The sequence below is a fragment of the Rufibacter ruber genome (assembly GCF_014138425.1).
GTDB lineage: Bacteria > Bacteroidota > Bacteroidia > Cytophagales > Hymenobacteraceae > Nibribacter > Nibribacter ruber_C.
Window position 1 is genome coordinate 33,340 of the sequence record NZ_JACJIQ010000004.1, and the last position, 19,390, is coordinate 52,729.

18 protein-coding genes are annotated in these 19,390 nt (G+C 54.5%); 8 read left to right on the plus strand and 10 right to left on the minus strand.

The genetic code is table 11. From position 1 onward, the window contains the following. Window position 1: 1 nt before the first annotated feature. On the minus strand, window positions 2-364 hold the full coding sequence (locus FHS90_RS22835; protein ID WP_082893592.1) for a Sec-independent protein translocase subunit TatA/TatB: 363 nt from the start codon (window positions 362-364) through the stop codon (window positions 2-4). 244 nt (window positions 365-608) lie between these two features. On the opposite strand from FHS90_RS22835, the gene FHS90_RS05805 reads away from it, so the two are divergent. From FHS90_RS05805 to FHS90_RS05825, 5 genes are all read left to right on the plus strand, one after another. After that, on the plus strand, window positions 609-1,700 hold the full coding sequence (locus FHS90_RS05805) for an endonuclease/exonuclease/phosphatase family protein (protein ID WP_182512334.1): 1,092 nt from the start codon (window positions 609-611) through the stop codon (window positions 1,698-1,700). Window positions 1,701-2,807: 1,107 nt separating this feature from the next. After that, window positions 2,808-4,301 carry a cysteine--tRNA ligase gene (gene cysS / locus FHS90_RS05810; protein ID WP_066835022.1) on the plus strand — a complete coding sequence of 498 codons (1,494 nt, stop codon included), beginning with the start codon at window positions 2,808-2,810 and terminating at the stop codon, window positions 4,299-4,301. Then, the gene (locus FHS90_RS05815) at window positions 4,291-5,307 is read left to right on the plus strand and encodes a M28 family peptidase (protein ID WP_066835023.1); all 1,017 of its coding nucleotides are present in this window, start codon (window positions 4,291-4,293) and stop codon (window positions 5,305-5,307) included. Before cysS ends, FHS90_RS05815 begins: the two co-directional genes overlap by 11 nt. A 156-nt stretch (window positions 5,308-5,463) precedes the next feature. After that, window positions 5,464-5,697 carry a DUF433 domain-containing protein gene (locus tag FHS90_RS05820; RefSeq protein ID WP_182512335.1) on the plus strand — a complete coding sequence of 78 codons (234 nt, stop codon included), beginning with the start codon at window positions 5,464-5,466 and terminating at the stop codon, window positions 5,695-5,697. A 112-nt stretch (window positions 5,698-5,809) separates the two neighbouring features. After that, on the plus strand, window positions 5,810-6,043 hold the full coding sequence (locus tag FHS90_RS05825; RefSeq protein ID WP_241499006.1) for a DUF5615 family PIN-like protein: 234 nt from the start codon (window positions 5,810-5,812) through the stop codon (window positions 6,041-6,043). Between the two features lie 50 nt (window positions 6,044-6,093). On the opposite strand, the gene FHS90_RS05830 is transcribed toward FHS90_RS05825, so the two are convergent. After that, window positions 6,094-6,990 (minus strand): S66 peptidase family protein, encoded by an 897-nt coding sequence (locus FHS90_RS05830; protein ID WP_241499004.1) that lies wholly within the window; start codon window positions 6,988-6,990, stop codon window positions 6,094-6,096. Window positions 6,991-7,171: 181 nt separating this feature from the next. Here FHS90_RS05830 and FHS90_RS05835 point away from each other — a divergent pair, with 181 nt between their 5' ends. Next, window positions 7,172-7,600 carry an acyl-CoA thioesterase gene (locus FHS90_RS05835; protein ID WP_066835028.1) on the plus strand — a complete coding sequence of 143 codons (429 nt, stop codon included), beginning with the start codon at window positions 7,172-7,174 and terminating at the stop codon, window positions 7,598-7,600. Window positions 7,601-7,621: 21 nt separating this feature from the next. Further along, window positions 7,622-8,704, plus strand: a complete 1,083-nt coding sequence (gene rlmN, locus FHS90_RS05840; RefSeq protein WP_066835030.1) for a dual-specificity RNA methyltransferase RlmN — start codon at window positions 7,622-7,624, stop codon at window positions 8,702-8,704. 147 nt (window positions 8,705-8,851) lie between these two features. Here the strand turns inward: rlmN and mscL are convergent, their stop codons facing one another. The 5 genes from mscL to FHS90_RS05865 all read right to left on the minus strand — a co-directional run bounded on the left by mscL (window position 8,852) and on the right by FHS90_RS05865 (window position 15,897). Continuing rightward, window positions 8,852-9,274, minus strand: coding sequence for a large-conductance mechanosensitive channel protein MscL (gene mscL / locus FHS90_RS05845; protein ID WP_066835032.1), 423 nt, complete (start codon window positions 9,272-9,274; stop codon window positions 8,852-8,854). Window positions 9,275-9,501: 227 nt separating this feature from the next. Next, the gene (locus tag FHS90_RS05850) at window positions 9,502-11,046 is read right to left on the minus strand and encodes an N-acetylmuramoyl-L-alanine amidase (RefSeq protein ID WP_182512336.1); all 1,545 of its coding nucleotides are present in this window, start codon (window positions 11,044-11,046) and stop codon (window positions 9,502-9,504) included. 113 nt (window positions 11,047-11,159) lie between these two features. Further along, a complete protein-coding gene (locus FHS90_RS05855) occupies window positions 11,160-12,404 on the minus strand; it encodes a hypothetical protein (protein ID WP_182512337.1) in 1,245 nt (414 codons plus the stop codon). Beyond that, complete coding sequence (locus FHS90_RS05860; RefSeq protein ID WP_182512338.1) at window positions 12,394-14,862, minus strand: DUF2339 domain-containing protein; 2,469 nt, start codon at window positions 14,860-14,862, stop codon at window positions 12,394-12,396. Before FHS90_RS05860 ends, FHS90_RS05855 begins: the two co-directional genes overlap by 11 nt. 126 nt (window positions 14,863-14,988) lie before the next feature. Beyond that, a complete protein-coding gene (locus tag FHS90_RS05865; RefSeq protein ID WP_066835041.1) occupies window positions 14,989-15,897 on the minus strand; it encodes an NAD(P)/FAD-dependent oxidoreductase in 909 nt (302 codons plus the stop codon). A 159-nt stretch (window positions 15,898-16,056) separates the two neighbouring features. On the opposite strand from FHS90_RS05865, the gene FHS90_RS05870 reads away from it, so the two are divergent. Further along, window positions 16,057-16,434 carry a Fur family transcriptional regulator gene (locus FHS90_RS05870; RefSeq protein ID WP_182512339.1) on the plus strand — a complete coding sequence of 126 codons (378 nt, stop codon included), beginning with the start codon at window positions 16,057-16,059 and terminating at the stop codon, window positions 16,432-16,434. Window positions 16,435-17,144: 710 nt separating this feature from the next. On the opposite strand, the gene FHS90_RS05875 is transcribed toward FHS90_RS05870, so the two are convergent. From FHS90_RS05875 to FHS90_RS05885, 3 genes are all read right to left on the minus strand, one after another. Then, window positions 17,145-17,756: a superoxide dismutase gene (locus tag FHS90_RS05875; RefSeq protein WP_066835043.1), complete on the minus strand. Its 612-nt coding sequence runs from the start codon at window positions 17,754-17,756 to the stop codon at window positions 17,145-17,147. Between the two features lie 77 nt (window positions 17,757-17,833). Then, window positions 17,834-18,280 carry a nucleoside deaminase gene (locus FHS90_RS05880; protein ID WP_241499005.1) on the minus strand — a complete coding sequence of 149 codons (447 nt, stop codon included), beginning with the start codon at window positions 18,278-18,280 and terminating at the stop codon, window positions 17,834-17,836. Between the two features lie 205 nt (window positions 18,281-18,485). Next, window positions 18,486-19,034, minus strand: a complete 549-nt coding sequence (locus tag FHS90_RS05885) for a hypothetical protein (protein WP_182512340.1) — start codon at window positions 19,032-19,034, stop codon at window positions 18,486-18,488. Window positions 19,035-19,390: the final 356 nt, after the last annotated feature.

Genomic DNA, 19,390 nt, shown 5'->3' on the forward strand with positions numbered 1-19,390 from the left:
ATTAAACGTTGGGGTTATGAGGGGTAGTAGGGTTTACAACAGGCTCATTGTTGTTGTAAGGAGCGTTGTTAGGGTTGTTGTAACCTTGTGGCTGGTTGTAGCCGTTGGTATTAGGGTTTGGGTTGTAAGGGCCGCCCTGGTTACGGTTTGCGGTATTGTGCGGGCGGTCATCATTGGCCGCGTTCTCAATATCGTGCTTGATCTCTTTGGTGGCGTCTTTGAACTCCCTGATGCCTTTGCCTAAGCCGCGGGCCAGGTCTGGAATGCGCTTGGCGCCAAAAAGCAACAGAACGATCAAAACTAAAACCACCATTTCCCCGGTGCCCAGGTTCCCAATGAACGCCAAAACATTTGAAAGCAACATAGCTGTACTGTTAAAGTGTTAAGAATGCAAAAATAATGTTTAATTCCCGAAATCTTGGCACATCTGCCAAGTTTAAAACGGAGCAACCGGTCAGGTATTTTCTGCGGCGGGAGAAAGCTCTGTCTCTGTTTTAAGCCTGTTTTTGAAAAAGTAGCCTTAAAAGCGCCTGAACCTACGTTTTTGTAAGAGCTTCCGGTTTTTTGTGTAGGTTTACTTCTTCAGTTAATTTTCTGCCTAGTGCATAATGCTTAAGAAGTTCCTCTCCTTTCTCACCTCACTTTCAACCCTGTGGCTTTTGCTGGGCGTGCTGTGCCAGTACATACCGGCACAGCATTTCTGGCCGGCCGGGTTTATTGCCATGTCCCTGCCGGGGGCACTGGTTCTGAATATAGTGCTTGGGGTTTTCTGGCTGCTGCACCGCCCGCTGTGGGCGCTCTGGCCGGCGCTGTTGGTGGTGGTGTTCTGGGGGCAGCATACCCGCTACTTCACGCTCAACACCCCAGACGCCGCGCCAGACCCGGGGCAGCAGCGCATCAAGGTGTTGAATTACAATGTGCGCGTATTCAACTCCTACAAGCATCTGCACAAAGATGACCCCGAGCTGCCCGAGCGCGAAATTCAATGGGTGGCCGACCACCCAGCTGATATTTTGTGCCTGCAGGAGTTCTATCATTATTCAAAAGATAAGACCTACAACAGCCGCAAGCGGATTGGAAAAGAGCAAGGAAGGGAAGTATTTGTAGATAAATTTCTGATTAATAGGGTAGGGGCCGAATTCGGGTTGGCTATTTTCTCGCGGTTCCCTATTGTAGACAAAGGCCGGGTGGAATTCGGGTTCCCCACCAAGAACCAGGTGATTTTTGTGGATGTGAAGCTGCCTAACCAAGACACGCTGCGGGTTTATAATATGCACCTGGAATCTATGGCCATTGAGGAGAAAGATGTGGCCGCCGCCGTAGAAAGCGAAGAAGGACTTAAAACCAAAGGCCGCAGCATCGCCCGTCGGTTGAAAGGCGGCTTTATCGCGCGCAGCCGTCAGGTGCAGCGGTTACTGGAGCACATAGAAGCCTGTCCGTACCCCGTTCTGCTTAGCGGCGACCTCAACGATTTGCCCAGTTCGTATACCTACCAGCAACTGCGTCGTCATCTCAACAACGCCTTTGAAGCCGGCGGAAGCGGTTTTGGGTTCACCTACAACGGCAAGCTGCCCCTGCGCATTGACAACCACTTCTACAGCGACCAACTGGAACTGCTCCAGTTTGACGTGCTCAACCAGATTGCGTTCACAGACCATTTCCCCGTAGAGGCCACCTATGTGCTGAAAGAAACAGAATAGGCGCCCCTGTTTTGGGGCTATTTTTAGAAAAACAGGCCGAAAACAGGAATTGGCTCATACGCCCGCAAATCCATTACTACGGGGGGCTGGTGGTAGTCCTGAGCCTTGAGTTGTGAGTTAAAAGTGTGACTTTGTCTTGGTTTGGAAAAGCAACTTGCCAATCGTAAGAACCCACCTGCCCCTCCCGGGAAGGAAGTTGTCTGGCATGATGCGTGTGGCATATTCCGTGTGACCGTACCTCAGCAATGCGCGTCCTCCTGTGTAAACATCCCCCTTCGCCCCCTTCCAAGGGGGAAGTATCGAAGTGAGTCCTGAGTCTTGAGTTCAGAGTCCTTTCTTTTCATCTTAGGGAATTTAGCCGGAATGAAGCAGCAATGCCTGGTTTCGCCGCCGCGCCGTGAGGGCAGCCAGAGACCGCCCTCATCTGTAGGCACGAGTCCGGAGACTCGCGCCAGCGAAGGAAACTTGAACCAGAGAAAGCGACAAACAAGCAGCAATAAAAAAACAGCACTTCTGCCCCTGGCTGATGTGCGCAGCACGGGCTCGCCATAGGCTAGCGGGACAACAACGGTTACCTGCAGAGGCAGACATAACAGCACAAGCAGTAACAGGAGAGGAACCTGAACCAGTCCTGGGGGTGAGCGCCTCTGTTAATACGGTGCCGCTTCAGCGGCAAGGCCGGAGGGCCTAGTTTTAACAGCAGTGCTCACCGGCAGGACGGGGCCCCGCGGCCGTGAGCGCTTACCGGAAAACATGAAACAATGCAGCTAGTAAACCAACGCATCAAGCGCCAACGCCAAGGGAACAACAGCCTACGCATTGCCCCTGCAGCAGCATGATTATGAGGCACCTCGTCCAACAGCCCAGCCAAGGAAACAACAGACCACGCATTGCCACTGCAGCCGCAAAAAAAAGTCATGCTGACAAAGTAACCTCACAACACTAGCTTCCATGCTTCGTCCAAACTAAAAACAAGAACCCAACCTGTTTTTGGGCTGTTTTTCAGAAAACAGGGCTAAAACAGACGCACTGGCCCCAGAACCTGGCCCCCATACCACAAGTACCAGTAAGTTTTATAATTTTGCCACAGAATTAGTTTAACCCCACATGGACCATTCCTTATACTTATATAACACCCTTTCCCGCACCAAAGAGCAGTTTGTGCCGCTGCACAGCCCGTTTGTGGGCCTGTACGTCTGCGGACCAACCGTTTACGGTGACGCCCATTTAGGCCATGCGCGCCCCTACATCACCTTTGATGTCATGCGGCGCTACCTGCAGCACCAGGGCTACAAGGTGCGCTACGTGCGCAACATCACAGACGTGGGGCACCTGCAGAATGACGCGGACCACGGCGAAGACAAAATCCAGAAACTGGCCAAAGCGGCGCAGCTGGAGCCCATGGAAGTGGTGGAGAAGTACACCAACAGCTTCCACCGCGACATGGAGCGCCTGAACGTGCTGCCGCCAGACATTGAGCCCCGTGCCTCTGGCCACATCATTGAGCAGATTGAGATGATCCAGGAGATTCTGGCCAACGGGCTGGCGTATGAGGTGAACGGCTCAGTATACTTTGACGTGCCGGCCTACAACCAGCACCACCGCTACGGAAAGCTCTCCGGCCGTGTGATTGAAGACCTGCTGGCCAACACCCGCGAGTTGGAAGGGCAGGAGGAAAAGCGGTCGCCGCTGGATTTTGCGCTCTGGAAGAAAGCCTCGCCTACGCACATCATGCGCTGGCCTTCGCCGTGGAGTGACGGGTTTCCGGGGTGGCACCTGGAGTGCTCGGCCATGAGCCGGAAATACCTGGGGCAGCAGTTTGACATTCACGGCGGCGGACTAGACCTGATGTTCCCGCACCACGAGTGCGAAATTGCCCAGAGCCAGGCCAGCCACAACCACACCGATGCCGCCCGTTTTTGGGTGCACAACAACCTCATCACCATCAACGGCAAGAAGATGGGCAAATCGTTGGGCAATTTCATCACGCTGGGCGAGTTCTTCACCGGCAGCCATGAGGTGCTGCAGCAGGCGTATTCGCCCATGACCGTGCGTTTCTTCATCTTGCAGGCCCACTACCGCAGCACGCTTGACTTCAGCAATGAAGGGCTCCAGGCAGCACGCAAAGGCTATCTGAAGGTGATGAACGGCTTAAAGATTCTGAACCAGCTGCAGTATCCGGCTTCAGCCGAAGGGGGCGTAGAGGCCAAAGCCGAAGAAGAGATCAAAAAGCTGACGGCAGACTTGTTCGCCCCGCTTCATGATGATTTAAATACCGCCAAGGCCATTGCCTCTTTGTTCAACCTGCTCAAAAAGGTGAACAGCATGCACACCGGCGCCTTGAGGCTGGAAACCATTTCGCAGGAAACCTTTGAGCACATGCGCAGCCAGTACCGCACCCTGGTGACAGACGTGCTGGGGCTCAAAGAGGAGCAAACCGCAGATGCGCAGGCGCTGCTGGAGGTGGTGCTAGGGTTCTACAAAGAAGCCAAAGAGGCCAAAGATTACGGCAAGGTTGACCAGATCAGGGCGCAGCTCAAAGGGCAGGGCATTGTGATCAAAGACATGAAAACCGGGATTGACTGGGCCTATGAAGAATAAGATGAAACTGCTGGTGCTGGGTTTGCTGTTGGCCACGGGGCTTCCGGCCTGTGAGAACGGTAGAAAGCAGGAAACCGCCGGGGCTACTGAAACTCCCGCGGCACAGACCCCCGCGGCCAATGTGCCCACGTTCAATGCAGACTCAGCATTTGCGTTTGTGCAGAAGCAGGTGAGCTTTGGGCCACGGGTACCCAACACCGCTGCCCACCGGCAAACCGGAGATTACCTGATCAACCAGCTGAAAACGTACGGCGGCAAGGTGCAGGTGCAGGAGTTCACCGCCAAAGCCTACAACGGCAAGGTGCTGAACCTGCGCAACATCATGGCGCAGTACAATCCGGAGGCGGGTAAGCGTATTCTGCTGGCCGCCCACTGGGATACCCGCCACGTGGCTGACAAAGACAAGCAGAACCCGGAGAAACCCATTGACGGGGCCAATGATGGCGGCAGCGGCGTAGCGGTTCTTCTGGAAATTGCCCGCCAGTTAAAGGCCAACCCGCTGCAGGGCAACGTGGGGGTAGACCTGCTGCTGTTTGACGGCGAAGACTACGGCCAGCCAGACAGCAGCACAGACCCCTACCAACCCGACAGCTGGTGCCTGGGGTCGCAGTACTGGAGCAAGAACCTGATGCCGGCGGGCTATACCGCGCAGTACGGCATTCTGCTGGACATGGTGGGGGCTAAGAATTCCCGTTTCGCCAGAGAGGAAACCAGCCGGGTGTACGCCGGTGACGTGGTGGAGAAAATCTGGAAGACGGCGCACCAGATTGGCTACTCAGACTATTTCCCGTTTCAGGACAGCCCCGGCATTACAGATGACCACACCTACGTGATCCAGAACACCAATATAAGAATGGCAGATATCATTGCCTATGACCCCACCAGTGAAGACGGCTACTTTGGCCCGTACCACCACCGCCATACAGATAACCTGGAGGTGATTGACAGGCGCACCCTGAAAGCGGTGGGGCAGACCGTACTGCACGTGGTCATGACCGAACAGTAGAACACCTCATCGGCACAGCCGAAGTGCGTTTTGGAGCCGTTTTCTGGAAAAGAGCCAGGAAACGGCTTTTTGTTTAAGAGATGCGTGAGTACTAGACAGTCTGGATGTATCTCACGTAAAAAGTAGTATCATTGAGAAGGGAATTAACTATGACCTATGGAGTATCTAACAGATAGAATAACTCTAGATGAGAGAATCTGCAACGGGAAACCTTCCATTAGGGGGAAAAGGACAGCTGTGCAGACCATTCTTGGATTTTTGTGTGCAGGAGAAGCGGCAGAGGAAATACTTCACCAATATCCATCTCTGGAAAAGGAAGACATTACCGCGTGCCTTCAATTTGCGGCAGAATTAATGAACAGAAGCTATGTGCTGAGAACCGTAGCCTAACCAGTATGCCAAAGTTCCTCATAGATGACATCTGCCATACTATTTCTCCCTTTAAAATTCACCAGACTACCTTCATCAACCGGACATTGATGATATTTGGAGAGATAAGCAGATCTGGAAGTTCGCGAAGGAGCAGCCATTAACCAGTATCTCAAAAGACAGCGATTTCTCAAACAGAATTTTGTTCAAAGAACCGCCTCCCAAAGTAATTCATATTCGGTTTGGCAACATGAAGATGCGGGAGTTCTTCTTAACCACTACACATGTGTGGGAGCAAGTGATCGCATTAAATAAGACACACAAGTTGGTCAACGTCTTTAAAGACAGGGTAGAGGCAATAGACTGAAGTTTAGCTGTTTTTAGGCTGTTTTTACAAAAACAGCCTAAAAACAGGAACTATAAAAATTCCAGCCTCGCACCTTCAGGAGTCACCTCCAGCGCAGCCTCTCTGCCTACTACCAGGGCCAGGTTCCTGGGCACATGCCCCACTGGGAAATTAAAGCAAATAGGGTAACCGTAGCCCGCGCAATGCTCCAGCACAATCTCCTCTACCGTCTTCCCAAACGGCACCGCGTTGTCCTGCATCTCAGTGAACTGGCCCACCACCAGACCCGCCAATTGGCTCAGGCGTCCCATGCGACGCAGGTGCACCAGCACGCGGTCTATGTTGTAGTAGTATTCGCCCACGTCTTCCAGAAACAGGATCTTGCCGTTGTAGTTCAGGTCTGAGGCGGTGTTGACAATGGTGTCCAGTAAGATCAGGTTGCCGCCTGCCACGGGGGCGGTGGCGGTGCCCAGTTGGTTTAGCGGATGTGCAGGAACGGTGTAAGAAATTGGCTCGCCGAACAGGGCTTTGCGCAGGCTCTCATCTGCGGCAGCGGTGTCTGGCTGGCCCATGAGCAACGGCATAGTGGCGTGCAGGCATTCAATTCCCAGATTCTGGAGGTGGCACAGGAGTGCGGTAATATCACTGAAGCCCACCACCCATTTGGGGTTCTGCTGCAAGCGGGAGAAGTCAATTTGATCCAGAATGCGGGTGGTGCCATAGCCGCCGCGGGCGGAAATCACGGCTTTGATCTCGGGGTTGTCCAGCATCTGCTGGAAATCAGCGGTGCGCAGTTCATCAGAGCCGCCAAACTGCCGGTCCTCAGCGCCTACGCTTTGGCCAATGATGACCCGCAGGCCCCAGCTCTCCAGCAGTTGCACACCGGCCAAAATTTCATCTGGGCTCACTTTCTTGGCTAAGCAGACAATGCCCACGGCATCGCCTTTCTGGAGGGCGGGTAGGTTCACGGGTACGCGTTGTTTGGTGATTGGGCTTCCAAAATAGGCATTTTTTCTGAGCAGCCCGCTTTCTGTTTTGGAGCTGTTTTTAGGAAAACAGCTCCAAAACGCCCTTTCTAACTGTCTTTGCCGTATCTTCCATTCCTAATTCCTAATTCTTAATTCCCAATTCCCAATTCATAATTAAAAAGTGGCCCGCATCAAGATAGACCTCCCAGAGCATTTCTCCTTCCAGACCCAACTGCCCATCAGAATCACCGACCTCAACTACGGTGGCCACCTGGGCAATGACGCCCTGCTGAGCCTGCTGCATGAGGCGCGGGTGCGGTTTCTGAAAGAGCACGGGTACTCAGAGCTGGATTTCGGTGGCGCCGGGCTGATCATGAGCGACGTGGGCATTGTCTACAAAGGCGAAGGCTTCTACGGCGATGTGCTCACCGTGCAGGTGCAGGCGGTTGAGTTCAGCAAGTACGGGTTTGATCTGGTGTACCGCCTCACCAACCAGAACGGCAGGGAGATTGCCCACGCCAAGACCGGCATGCTCTGCTTTGACTACGGCGCCAGAAAGCTCCAGACAATTCCCGCCCAAGCCCGGGAGCGGCTGGAAACTAAACCGTAAGATATTTTGTACCTTTGTGGTATGAGCACTTTAGTTATCCCAGACATAGAGATTCTGAACCGGCAGGACATTAGAAAGCTGACCCTTGACCAGCTCAAGGCCTGGATGGTGGAGCAGGGCGAAAAGCCGTTCCGGGCCAAACAGGTCTATGAATGGATCTGGAAGCTCACGGCCACCTCGTTTGCCGAGATGAACAACATTGCGCTGCCGCTGCGCGAAAAACTGGAGCGCCACTTCACCCTTAACACGGTAGAAGTGAACACCAGCCAGCTGAGCGAAGACTATACCATCAAATCTACCTTCAGGCTTTTTGACGGCAACATTGTGGAGGGCGTGCTCATTCCGCACCCCAAGCGCATGACCGCCTGCGTGAGTAGCCAGGTGGGTTGCTCCCTGACCTGCTCTTTCTGCGCCACCGGCAAGATGGACCGCATACGCAACCTCAACGCTGATGAGATCTATGACCAGGTGGTGCGCATCAAAGAACAGTCTGAGCAGAACTACAACCGCGCCCTCACCAACATTGTGTACATGGGCATGGGCGAGCCGCTCCTGAACTACGCCAACGTGATGAAGAGCATTGAGCGCATCACGGCGCCAGACGGCTTGAACATGGCTGCCCGCAGAATCACGGTGAGTACCGCCGGTATTGCCAAGATGATCAAGAAAATGGCCGATGACGGCATCAAGGCTAACCTGGCCCTGAGCCTGCATGCCGCCAATGACACCAAGCGTAACGAGATCATGCCCATCAACGAGACCAACTCGCTGGAGGCATTGAAAGAGGCGCTGGTCTATTACCACCAGAAAACCGGCCGCAAGGTGACCTATGAGTACATCTTGCTCAGCCACTTCAATGACAACTTGGAAGACGCCAAAGAACTGCTGCAGTTCTCCAAGCTCATTCCCTGCAAGGTGAACATCATTGAGTACAACCCCATTGGCGACGGCCTGTTCCAGAAGTCAGGCGATGACCGCCTGGAGCCGTTTATGCGCTATCTGGCAGACAGAGGTGTGCAGGTGAACGTTCGGCGCAGCCGGGGCAAAGACATTGACGCAGCCTGTGGCCAGTTGGCCATCAAAGACCAGAAAGAAGAGGCGTAAGCCTTGGTTCACCTTCTTTCAAACAGAAAAGCCACCACCTGCGGTGGCTTTTCTGTTTGAAAGAAGGTGAGTACCGTGAGACAGGGGTGGGTGCGTTTTGGGGCTGTTTTTCAGAAAGCAGCCCCAAAACGGGAACCGTGAAAACGGCTACCCCTTCCGCTGCTCCCTAAGGGCGTCTCTGATCTCAGTGAGCAGTACTTCTTCTTTGGTAGGGGCGGGTTGGGCGGTTGGGGCCGCCGCTTTTTCCCGCTTGAGTTTATTGATGAGCTTCACCAGGATAAATATGGCGAAGGCAATGATGATGAAATCCAGGATGTTCTGGAGAAAAGCGCCGTAGTTGAGCGTGACATCGGCTACTTTGCCGTCTGGGCCCATCACATCGCGGCGCAGCACCATTTTCAGGTTTTTGAAGTGGTCACCGCCCACCAGCAGGCCCAGCGGCGGCATGATCAGGTCATTGACCAGTGAGGTGACAATCTTCCCGAAGGCGGCGCCAATCACCACCCCCACGGCCAGGTCTACCACGTTGCCCCGCATGGCAAACTCTTTGAAATCTTTGAAAATAGCCATATTGAAAGGGTGCTAAATGTAGGTTTATATTTTTCTTTCGCACTGCAAACGGATATCAAAAGAACCTGACTTCACCATTTTCTCGCACTGTAGCGCTGCCACGCCGCTCAAAAACGCTGTAGAAGGACCTTTCCCTCCCATTTTTAGCCGGCAAAACCAAAATGAAAGTAAGCTCTAGAAGGTTGGTTCTGTTTTTGACCTGTTTTTCTAAAAGTAAGCCGAAAACGTTATTTTTTTCTTCTTTTGGTTTCCTTCAGAAACCGCTCCACGCCTTTTCTGATCTGTTGGGCCATGTCTTCCTGAAACGCTGGGTTAATGAGTTTCTGCTCATCCTGGGGGTTGGAGGAGAAGGCGGTTTCTACCAGTGCGTTGGGGAACTCAGTGGGCGCGTTGAGCGCGAAGTTGAAGCCGCCAATGTTGCCAAACTCTTTCAGCCCCAGTTCCAGCACCTCTTCATACAGCGCTTGTGACAGCGGCCGGAACGCCACGTGCCGGTAATAGGTGCTGGTGCCCTGCACCTCTGGCCGCCCCGCCGAATTCACGTGCACGCTCACCAGCAGGTCTGGCTGGGCTTTTTTCAGAATACGCACGCGCTCAGAGTTGTCAACGGTTACATCTGCCTCACGGGTCATGATCACGTGGGCGCCTTTCTTCTGCAGTTCTCTTTTAAGCTGCTGGGCAATCTGGAGGGTGATTTCCTTCTCCGGAATGCCGGTTTTGCCAATGGTTCCTTTGTTGGTGCCGCCGTGCCCGGCATCTACCGCCACGGTCAGGTGCTTCAGCTTCAGTTTCTCAGGCTGCCGCTTTACCTTAATGACCAGTGAATTGCCTTGGTAGCCAATGCCGTAGCCCCACGCCTGCGGGTGCTTCAGGTCAATGATGACCCGGAACACATCTGAGGTGAGCTGCTGGTACTGCACGTTCTCCACTTCGCGCAGCGTGCGGTGCTGGGTGATCCAGTTGGAGTTGGAGACGGCCCCGTAAATATCAACCACTATGCGGCTGGGGGCTACGTCCATAAAAGAAGTGTAGGGCAGGCGCTGGCCCACGGCCACCCGCACGTAATCGTATTTCCCTTTCTCGTCATCGCCGGTCACGCTCCAGGAGCTGGTGAGGCTTTCGCCGGTAAGCGAAGAGGGCCCTCCTTCCAGCTGCACCTGCTGCACCGGCATGTAGGCGTTGAGCGTGTTAGACAGTTTAATGCGGTAATCGCGGCCAATTTTGCCCGTGATCTGCACCCGCACCAGCGAGTCCAGAAAACCCATTTTGGCGCCGCCCAGGCGGTCTTCGCCCAAACCATAGTTGAGGTAAGCGCTGGAGGTGTTGGTGAGGCCGTAAAGAGGCTGCGCGGGGTTGAGCAGGGTAACGTTGCTTTTGGTGCTGAAGACGGTAGCCGGGAACGCGTTGGTGGTGTCATCTACCAGCACCGGTACGTTCAAGCTGGGGAGTCTGTCGCCGGGCTGAAGGATGTACGTGCCCACGTACAAGCCTTTCTCTCCTTTGTTCTGTACCGCCGGAAGCTCCTGCAGCGGGTGCTGGTTCCAGAGGGTTACCTTCAGGCCAGATCTGGCCTTGACCCGCATCTGGAGCCGGTCGCCGGGCTGGAGCCACAGGTCGGCATCTGGCTGGGTGCGCACGTACTCCACTTGCAGGGAGTCAGGGGCGGCGGCGGGAGGGGTTGCCTTGGCGGCGGCTGGTTTGGTGGCTGGGTTCTGGGCCACGGCTGCCTGTAGGGCGAGGCAGGTGAAGAGGAGCAGGAAAAAGGGTTTCATGGGGTAGGTCTGTAAGAGTGCCAATATAAAGCTTCTGCCCTACATGTGCCATGAATTAGAGGGGTGCCTTCTGTTTTTGGGCTGTTTTTTGAAAAACAGGCCCAAAACAGGAGTCACTTCTTCTTCTCCATCTCCCTCAGTAGTTTGATGCTCATGAGCCCCAGCCCTGCCGCCAGTACGGCAATGGCCACCCAGATGAGAATCTTGGAGCCTTTGGTCTTGCCTACTTTTATATCGGTTTTGAGCCGTTGCAGGGACTGCACGTGTACCAGCGGGAGCTCCCGCGGAATGCTGTCCTGGAAGTACATCAAATCATAGTCTGGGGCGTCCAGCTTTTCACTGCCAAACCGGAGGCTGTACTGCTGGTCAGGCGCCATCTCGGCTACCAGGTACCGGTTCAGCTGCAGCACCTGCAGGGAGTCAATGCGCAGCGGCGGGCTGTCACCGTTGTCAATCTGTACCACCAGCTCCTCTACCCGCTGCCGCGGAAGGTGCAGCGTGGCCGGGGTGTTAGAACTCAGCAGCAGCGGCACCGTGGTTTGCTCTATCTGCTGGCGGCGTCTTTTCTTACGGACTCTGGCGGACGCTTCTTTTTTGCCCAAAACCACGCGTCCCGCACGGTGGTACAGGTGCGGGGCCGAAATATGGAACACCAACTGCTCTGGGTACACCGGCTGACCAAACCTGAGGCGAAGCAGCGTAGTCTTCGCGCTGTCAGTGCGGGAGAGGGTCTGCACCGGAATACGGGTGTACTTGCCCGCTTCAGAATAGGTGTCATAGTAGCCGGCCTTGAGAATGTTGAGCGGCGCACTGGCAGAGTCCTGGAGCTGCAGCCTAAAGTAGCGGTAGTTGCTGAGCGGGAAGTCCAGAAGCTTGACCTCGGTGGTTTTCTGGGTGTTCTCAATGGCGTACAGCACGTCCTGCTCCTTGAGCACAAACCAGTCCTGCTGGTTGTCACTGCCGCTGAGCGAGACGGTTTTACGGGTTTCAGCGTTGCCAATGAGGAGGCTGATGTTGTTGAGGGTGCGCTGTTCTGGATTGTGAATGAGCAGTTCAGACATGCCGCCGGGGCGGCGCTGGTACCGCAGAATCTCATATTCTTTGAACAGCGTCTGGTACTGCACCGGCTGCTCCACGCGCAGCAGATAAGGAACCGCCTGCTTTTCCCGGTTTACCAGGCGTATGTCGGCCAGGCTTTCCTGCAGGTGCCCGGTTATCTGGGGGCTGAGCAGCACGCGGTAATACCCCGGCTGCGGCACCGGGGTAAGCTGCGCCTGCCATTTAAAATCCTGGGCAGAGGCAGACGCAAGGGGCAGCAGCAGGAGGAAGCAGAGGAGCAGGAACGGGTTACTTTTCATCAGGAAGGGGCGTCATGTTTTCCGCCGGGGCGGAATCATCAACCAAGATAAGGTTTTTCAACTTCTGGTACATAAACGAAATCACCAGCAGCAGCACCCCCAGGCAAATGAACGCCGCAATCTTACCACCCTCAGACATATCGCGCAGGTCTAGCAGGAAGAGTTTGAGCAGCGTGAAGAAGAACAGCGTGAGGGAGATAATGCGCAGCGGTTTCAACTTACGGGACATGCCCAGCATCATCAAAAGAAACGAGCAGAGGCCCCAGAGAATTGGGAACCCAATGTTATGCACGTGGCGCAGGGTGTCATACTGGCCTTCGGCCGATGGCCGGGAAACCAGCAGCCACGTGTGCTCCAGCTCAGTGCTGGCCAGAAACACCGCCATGATGCTGATGAGCCACAGACTGACCTTGCCCCAGGCGCCTCCCCAGCCATACTGCCGCCGCACCTTCACCAGCGCCAGCACCAGTACCGCCCCCAGCGCCCCCAGCGGAAGGTAATGGGTGGCATAGGCCCCCAGGGTTTCAGTCTGGGTGAAGAGGTAGCCGTTTCTCAGGGACACGGTGGCAGGATTGAGTTGGAGGGTGTATAGGATCGCCGCCAAAAGGGACAGCCCTAGCAGAAGGTTGTGATACCCCGGGTCACGCAGCCGTCTACTCCATAGCAACAGGCCCAGCAGGAACACATACCGGTAGAAACCCAGCCAGAGTGTCTGGGTGTTTTCGCTCAGCGGGGAAAGGGGCAGTTGGTGGTGCAGTTCCAGCAATGGCACCAGGTACAGGAACGCCACCAGCAGCAGCCCCACTATGGTGCGGTAGGTTCTTAAAAGCCGGCCTTGTGCCGGGGTGGGGGTTTCACGGCCCAGCAGCCACCAGGTGCCCGCCAGCGAGGCCACCGCCACCACGCCCGTCACAAACAGCTTGTTCAGGGCCGGCGGCAACGGCAGGCGGGTCACGGTGTATTCCATCCAGTCCAGGCAGAGCGAGACCAGCATGAGTGCCAGCACCAGCACAGACGCGTACCTCATGAGCTGAATACCCGATTTCTGTGACAGCCACAGTAGCAGAACCGCCTCCAGCGCCCAGAACAGCGTGATGTAATTCCCCTCCAGTTGAATGGGGGCAGATAAACTCAGGAACGTGAGCACCAGGCCAATGAGCAGGTACACCAGGGTGCGGTCAACGCGCTGGCTGCGGTACAAGGCATAGGCGAAGACAAAATTGAACGCGCCCAGCGCAACGGTGAACAACCCCTGGTAACGGCCGCCGGTCACAAAATGGAGTACGTACAGCCCCGCTGAGTAATACAGAAAGGTGTTGCTCACCAGCATCATGATCTCTGGGCCGCTGAACCGCTGCCGCTCTTTTACATTGTAGATGATGGTTATTAAAAAGAACACCAGGTAAAACAGCGTGGCAAACAGCAACGCCCCCAGATACGGCGCGTTGGGCGTGTCTACCACCCGGGTAAAGAGCCAGCCGCCGTACAGCACAATGGTGAAGACGTAGGCAATGAAGTTGAGCAGGTTCCACTTTTTGAAGTATGCCAGCACCAGAATACCTGCGTTCAGCAGCAGAATGAAGACGAAGAGCACTACGTAATTGCCTTCGCCGGTGCTCACCATAAACGGACTCCCGAAGCCGCCCACCAAAGCCAGCACCGCCAGCTCCATACGGTCATAGGCCATGCTCAGGAAGATGGTGAACCCCGTAATGGCCGTCATCAAGATAAACGCCACCGTCTGGCTGAAAATCTGGTACTCATGAAACGCAATGGCAATGGTGAAGTACAAAACCGCCATGCCGCCGCCAATCAGCACCGAGCTGAACGCCTTGTAGTTTTGACGCAGCCGGTGCGCCACGGCCACCAACGCGCCGCCCGCCAGCAAGCCAATGGCCACGCGGCCTATCTCGTTTATCCAGTCCTGGTCAATGGCATACTTCACGAAGAACCCAATGCCCAGCACCAGAATGGCAATCCCCAGCTTGTTGATCAGGTTTTCGCCAATGAATTTTTCCCAGTCAATCTTCTGTGAAAAGGAAAAGGGCTTCTCCGGCTCAGGGCCGGTGTAAGCAGGTTCTTCCGCCGCTGGCGCAAAGGCCGCCATGGGCGGTGCTGGAATAGGAGTGGGTGCTGGTCCTGGCTTTTCGGCCGCGGGCGGAAGAATGGACGGTGGCGGAGTAAACTTTGGAGCCGGGGCAGCTGTCTCGGGCGCTTTGGGCGGGGCAGGCGCTTCTTGGGGTGCTGCCCGCACGGCCGCGCTGGCGTCTCTTTGGGCGGCGGCCGCGGCGGCATCAACAGGCGGTCTAACCACAGACCGGTTTACCTGCTCCCGCAGCCGCGCCAGTTCTTCACGCACCTCCTGCATCTCTTGCCGGCTGGCCAGCAGATGCCTGGAGACGCTTTTCCCAAACCACAGCACCAAAATCACCAGCACCAAAAGCAGAAATACTTCCATAGCAGCCTATTAACGTCTAGGCACTATATTACAATATTATCCGGTAAAAAAGATACCCCTCCACTTCGGCTGCCGCCAATGCCGTGGTTGCCCGTTCCGTTTTTAGCCTGTTTTTCTGAAAACAGGTCAAAAACGCTCTTCAATCAGTTCCTTGTTCATGGCCGCGCCCGCCATGGTGCCGGTGGCCACCGCAAACGAGACCGTTCTGAACATGGTCATGGCATCACCGGCGGCAAAAACGCCTGGTACATTGGTTTTCTGCATGGGGTCTACCTTCAAATGCCCGGTTTCAGTCAGTTCACACCCCAGGTCTATTCCTAGTTTACAGTGCTGTTCAAAAGCGGGGCGGGCAAACATGACGTTCAGGTGGTGGGAGGTGCCGTCTTTCATGTTTACCTGCCGCAGCTGGCCCTGCGCATGCGTGAGGGAGGCAATTTCCTGTTCAACAAGGGTGACATGGTGCTTCTCTAAAACCAGCCGCTGGTCTGGGGTGAGATCAGCTTTGCCGTTGGTGAAGACTGTAAGCTGCGGTGTCCAGTTCTGTAGTAGTTTCACCAGCTCCAGGGCCGTGTCGCCGTTGGCCAGAATGCCCCATTCCTGATGGGCCACTTCATAGCCGTGGCAATAGGGGCAGTGCAGGATAGAGATGCCCCAGCACTCGGCGAAGCCGTGGATGGGCGGCATCAGGTCTTTCACGCCGGTGGCGAGCAGCAGTTTACTTCCTGTATAGACGTGGCCGGCCTCTGTGGTAATTTCAAATGCCTGGTTCTGCCTGGCCGCGGCTACTGCTTTTCCCGGTTGCAAGGTGACGGTGGGGTAGGCCAGTACCTGTTCCCTGGCTTTCTGGGCAATGGCGGCCGGGGTTTCACCGTCCTGGGTCAGGAAGTTGTGGGAGTGCGGTGTTTGGCGGTTGCACGGCTGGCCGCTGTCCAGGACCAGCACGCGGCGCAGGGAACGCCCCAAACACATAGCGCCCGACAGGCCGGCATAGCTTCCCCCAATAACAATGGCATCAAACTCTTCTCTCTCTATCATGGCTGTTGCAGATTAGGCGGTCCCCTTTAGCACCAGATGGCGGTAGATGCCATGCGTTTCTTTTTCAGAACGGCTCTTCTGGCGGGGGCTCAGGGTAAATCATTTTTGGCAAATGTAGCCGAATCTTCTATTATTGCAACACTGTTGCAATAATAGAAGATGAAAAGACGAACCACCCCTGCCCAGCAAGCTATTTTATCCCTGCTCAAATCCTCAGATTCGGCGATGAGCCAGGACATGCTGGAGCAGCAGCTGCAGGGCACAGCAGATAGAGTTACCATTTACCGCGTGCTGAACCGGTTTAGTGAAGACGGGATTACCCACCGCATTGTCTCTGAGGAAGGCAAATCCTACTTCGCGCTCTGCAAAGGCTGCGAGAAGCACCACCATGCCCATGACCATTTCCACTTCCGGTGCCTCGCCTGCCAGCGGGTAGAATGCCTGCCGGAACAGGTGAGGGTGGCGCTGCCCCCCGGGTACCAGGTGGCACAGGTGAACTGCTGGGTGTCTGGGTACTGTGCGGGGTGCAAGGCGTGAGAAGAATGTTTTGGGGCTGTTTTAGAAAAAGTAGGCCGGAAACGGAATGGGCTTGCGGCAGTGATTTGCCACAAAAGGTTCTCTCCTTGAGGGGAGGTAAAGCTGATTAACGTACTGCTGATGAAATGCTTTCTTTAACTGAATAGGTAATACAAGTCTTTTTCTGAAATGTGTGCTCTCCTGTGTAAACACCCCTCTTCGCTCCCCTCAAGGGGAGAATCTGCGTTAAGTGAAGGGGATTGCAATTATTACACTTGTGCTGTTCCAGATTTGAAAATCCCAAGCTTTGCTCTTCCGGATTTGCAATCCGGAAGTAGGTAAAACGGGGATTTATAATCCCCGTTTTACTTCATGAGTAGGGGATTACAACTCCCCAGATATATGGTTCGGGATTGCAAATCCCGAACAGCGGAATCAGCAGATTACAGCAGAGAGATAGAAATTTATTAAACCATTTGGCCTTAGCAAAAGAAGTTTCGCTGCGGGGCAGCGAGGGTAGTTGCAAACTACCCATCATCTGTAGGCACTAGTTGCAAGCTCGCGCCAGTGAAGGAATAGTGGGAAAATATCTCAACCAGCAACTAATTTTCCGTTTTTGACCTCTTTTCGCCAAAACAGGTCAAAAACGCACTTCAAATGTCAGCCATAAAAAAAAGGGCCCCGCCTTTTACAGCGAAGCCCTTTTAGGGAGCCTATGCAAGGCTAAAGAATTAACGGTTTGCTTCCGCGTAGCGACGGTTTACTTCGTCCCAGTTAATGAGGTTGTAGAACGAGGCGATATAGTCTGGGCGGCGGTTCTGGTATTTCAGGTAGTAGGCGTGCTCCCACACGTCAAGGCCTAAAATTGGAACGCCGCCGCAGGTGTCAACGCCTTCCATCAAAGGGTTGTCCTGGTTGGCGGTAGAGCAGATCTGCACTCCGCCGCCTTCTACGGCGCACAGCCAGGCCCAGCCAGAACCGAAACGGGTGGTGGCGGCTTTGGTGAACTCTTCTTTGAACGCGTCATAAGACCCAAACGCTTTGTCAATGGCCTCAGCCACGGCTCCGGTGGGGGCGCCGCCGCCGTTCGGGCTCAGGATGGTCCAGAACAGGTTGTGGTTGTAGTACCCGCCACCGTTGTTTCTGATGGCCGGGGTCTTGGCCGCATCACGCAGGATCTCCTCAATAGACTGGCCTTCTTTCTCAGTGCCGGCAATGGCATTGTTCAGGTTGGTGGTGTAGGCCTGGTGGTGCTTGGTATGGTGGATTTCCATGGTCTGACGGTCAAAGTGCGGCTCAAGCGCATCATACGCATACGGAAGTTGCGGAAGTTCAAATGCCATAGTTTTATCTGGTTTATGGTTAGAAATACAATTGATGTTCCTACAAGTATACTAGTGGGAACGCGCCAAAGTTAAGATTAAATTCTTTTCGCCCTGAAAAAGTCAGTCATCAATTGCGCGCACTCGCTGGCCAGGATCCCGGTTACCAGTTCGGTCTTGGGGTGGAGCAGGTTTACGCCCGTTCGGCGGTAGCCGCGCTTCTCATCACCAGTGGCGTAGACCACCCGTTTCAGCTGGGACCAGTAGCTGGCGCCGGCGCACATCACGCAGGGTTCTACGGTGACGTACAGGGTGCAGTCATGCAGGTATTTGTTGCCTAGGTGGTTGGCGGCGGCGGTGAACGCGAGCATTTCTGCGTGCGCGGTCACGTCATTCAGTTTCTCCGTCTGGTTATAGGCGCGGGCAATGATCTTGTTCTGGCAGACCACCACGGCCCCAATGGGAATCTCACCCTCCTCCAGGGCATATTGCGCTTGCTTATAGGCTTCACGCATGAAATGTTCGTCTGAGTGTATGCTGAGCACGGGCGGGTTGGGTTAAATGGAAACGGGTGGCTTTTTCTACTGCCACCCGCTGTGCTATGTTTCAAATGACCTCACCCCCAGCCCCTCTCCCACGGAGAGGGGGGCTTTCTCACTAAACTGTTTTTAACCTCTTTTCCAGAAAACGGATCAAAAACACAATCGTATTGTCTCCCCTCTCCGTGGGAGAGGGGCTGGGGGTGAGGCTTTACTTGACACTGGCTGTGGCCATTACCGCTCTGGCGGTTTCCTGCCATTGGTTCTGCAGCTGCGCCGGGGCGTTGAAGCTGAAGATGACCATCTGGCCTTTCAGGAAGGTGTACTGAATGAGGGTGTATTTTCTTACCGGGGCCAGGCTGCGGGTGCTGCGCTCATCACGTACGGTAGAGACAAACTCGTAGACCAGGAAGTCGCGGCCATTGATTTTCTGCTTCTCCTCTTTGAGGAACTGCACCTCAGTGAACATGCGCTGGATAGACGCCTTGTAGAACGGCAGCAGCATGTCCAGGTCGTTGGCCGGGAACGTGCTTTCGCGCTGGTTCACGCTGATGTCAATCTGGCCGTCTGGGCTGGTGTAGATGCCCAGCGGTTTGCGGGCCGCCGGATACTCGCGGGCAATGCCGTCATCTGGCATCACCTCAAAGTTCTGCGGTATGGAAAGCGCCACATTTTTGGCGACCGTCACTTTCTTGAGTTTAGGCGGCGCAAAGGCGAAGAGAAAAGGTACTAAAAGGGCTATTAAATACGTTCTGTTCATAATTGATCATGAAGGTTTCAGCATTACCGCCAAAAGCAAATACCGCGCCGTATTGTTCTGCGGGCGCGCTGCAAAGGTAATCCAGAAATACACACCAGCACAAACAGAGGGGGAGGCACAGAAAAAGCCCAGCTAAAATAACCGGGCTTTTATCTAGGTTCTGAAGAAAACTTATAAATAAAACAGAGATACATGAAGACTGGAAGGAGGGGCAGCCATGCCTTGATGTATCCATGAGTAAGGATTTCTATTGATAAGTAGTCAAGTTTACAGATTTATTACAGAAGGAGCTAACTTTTTTTAAATTTTCAATTAACAAGGGTTAGTTATTAGGTATTTTAGAAAATGTTCAGAAC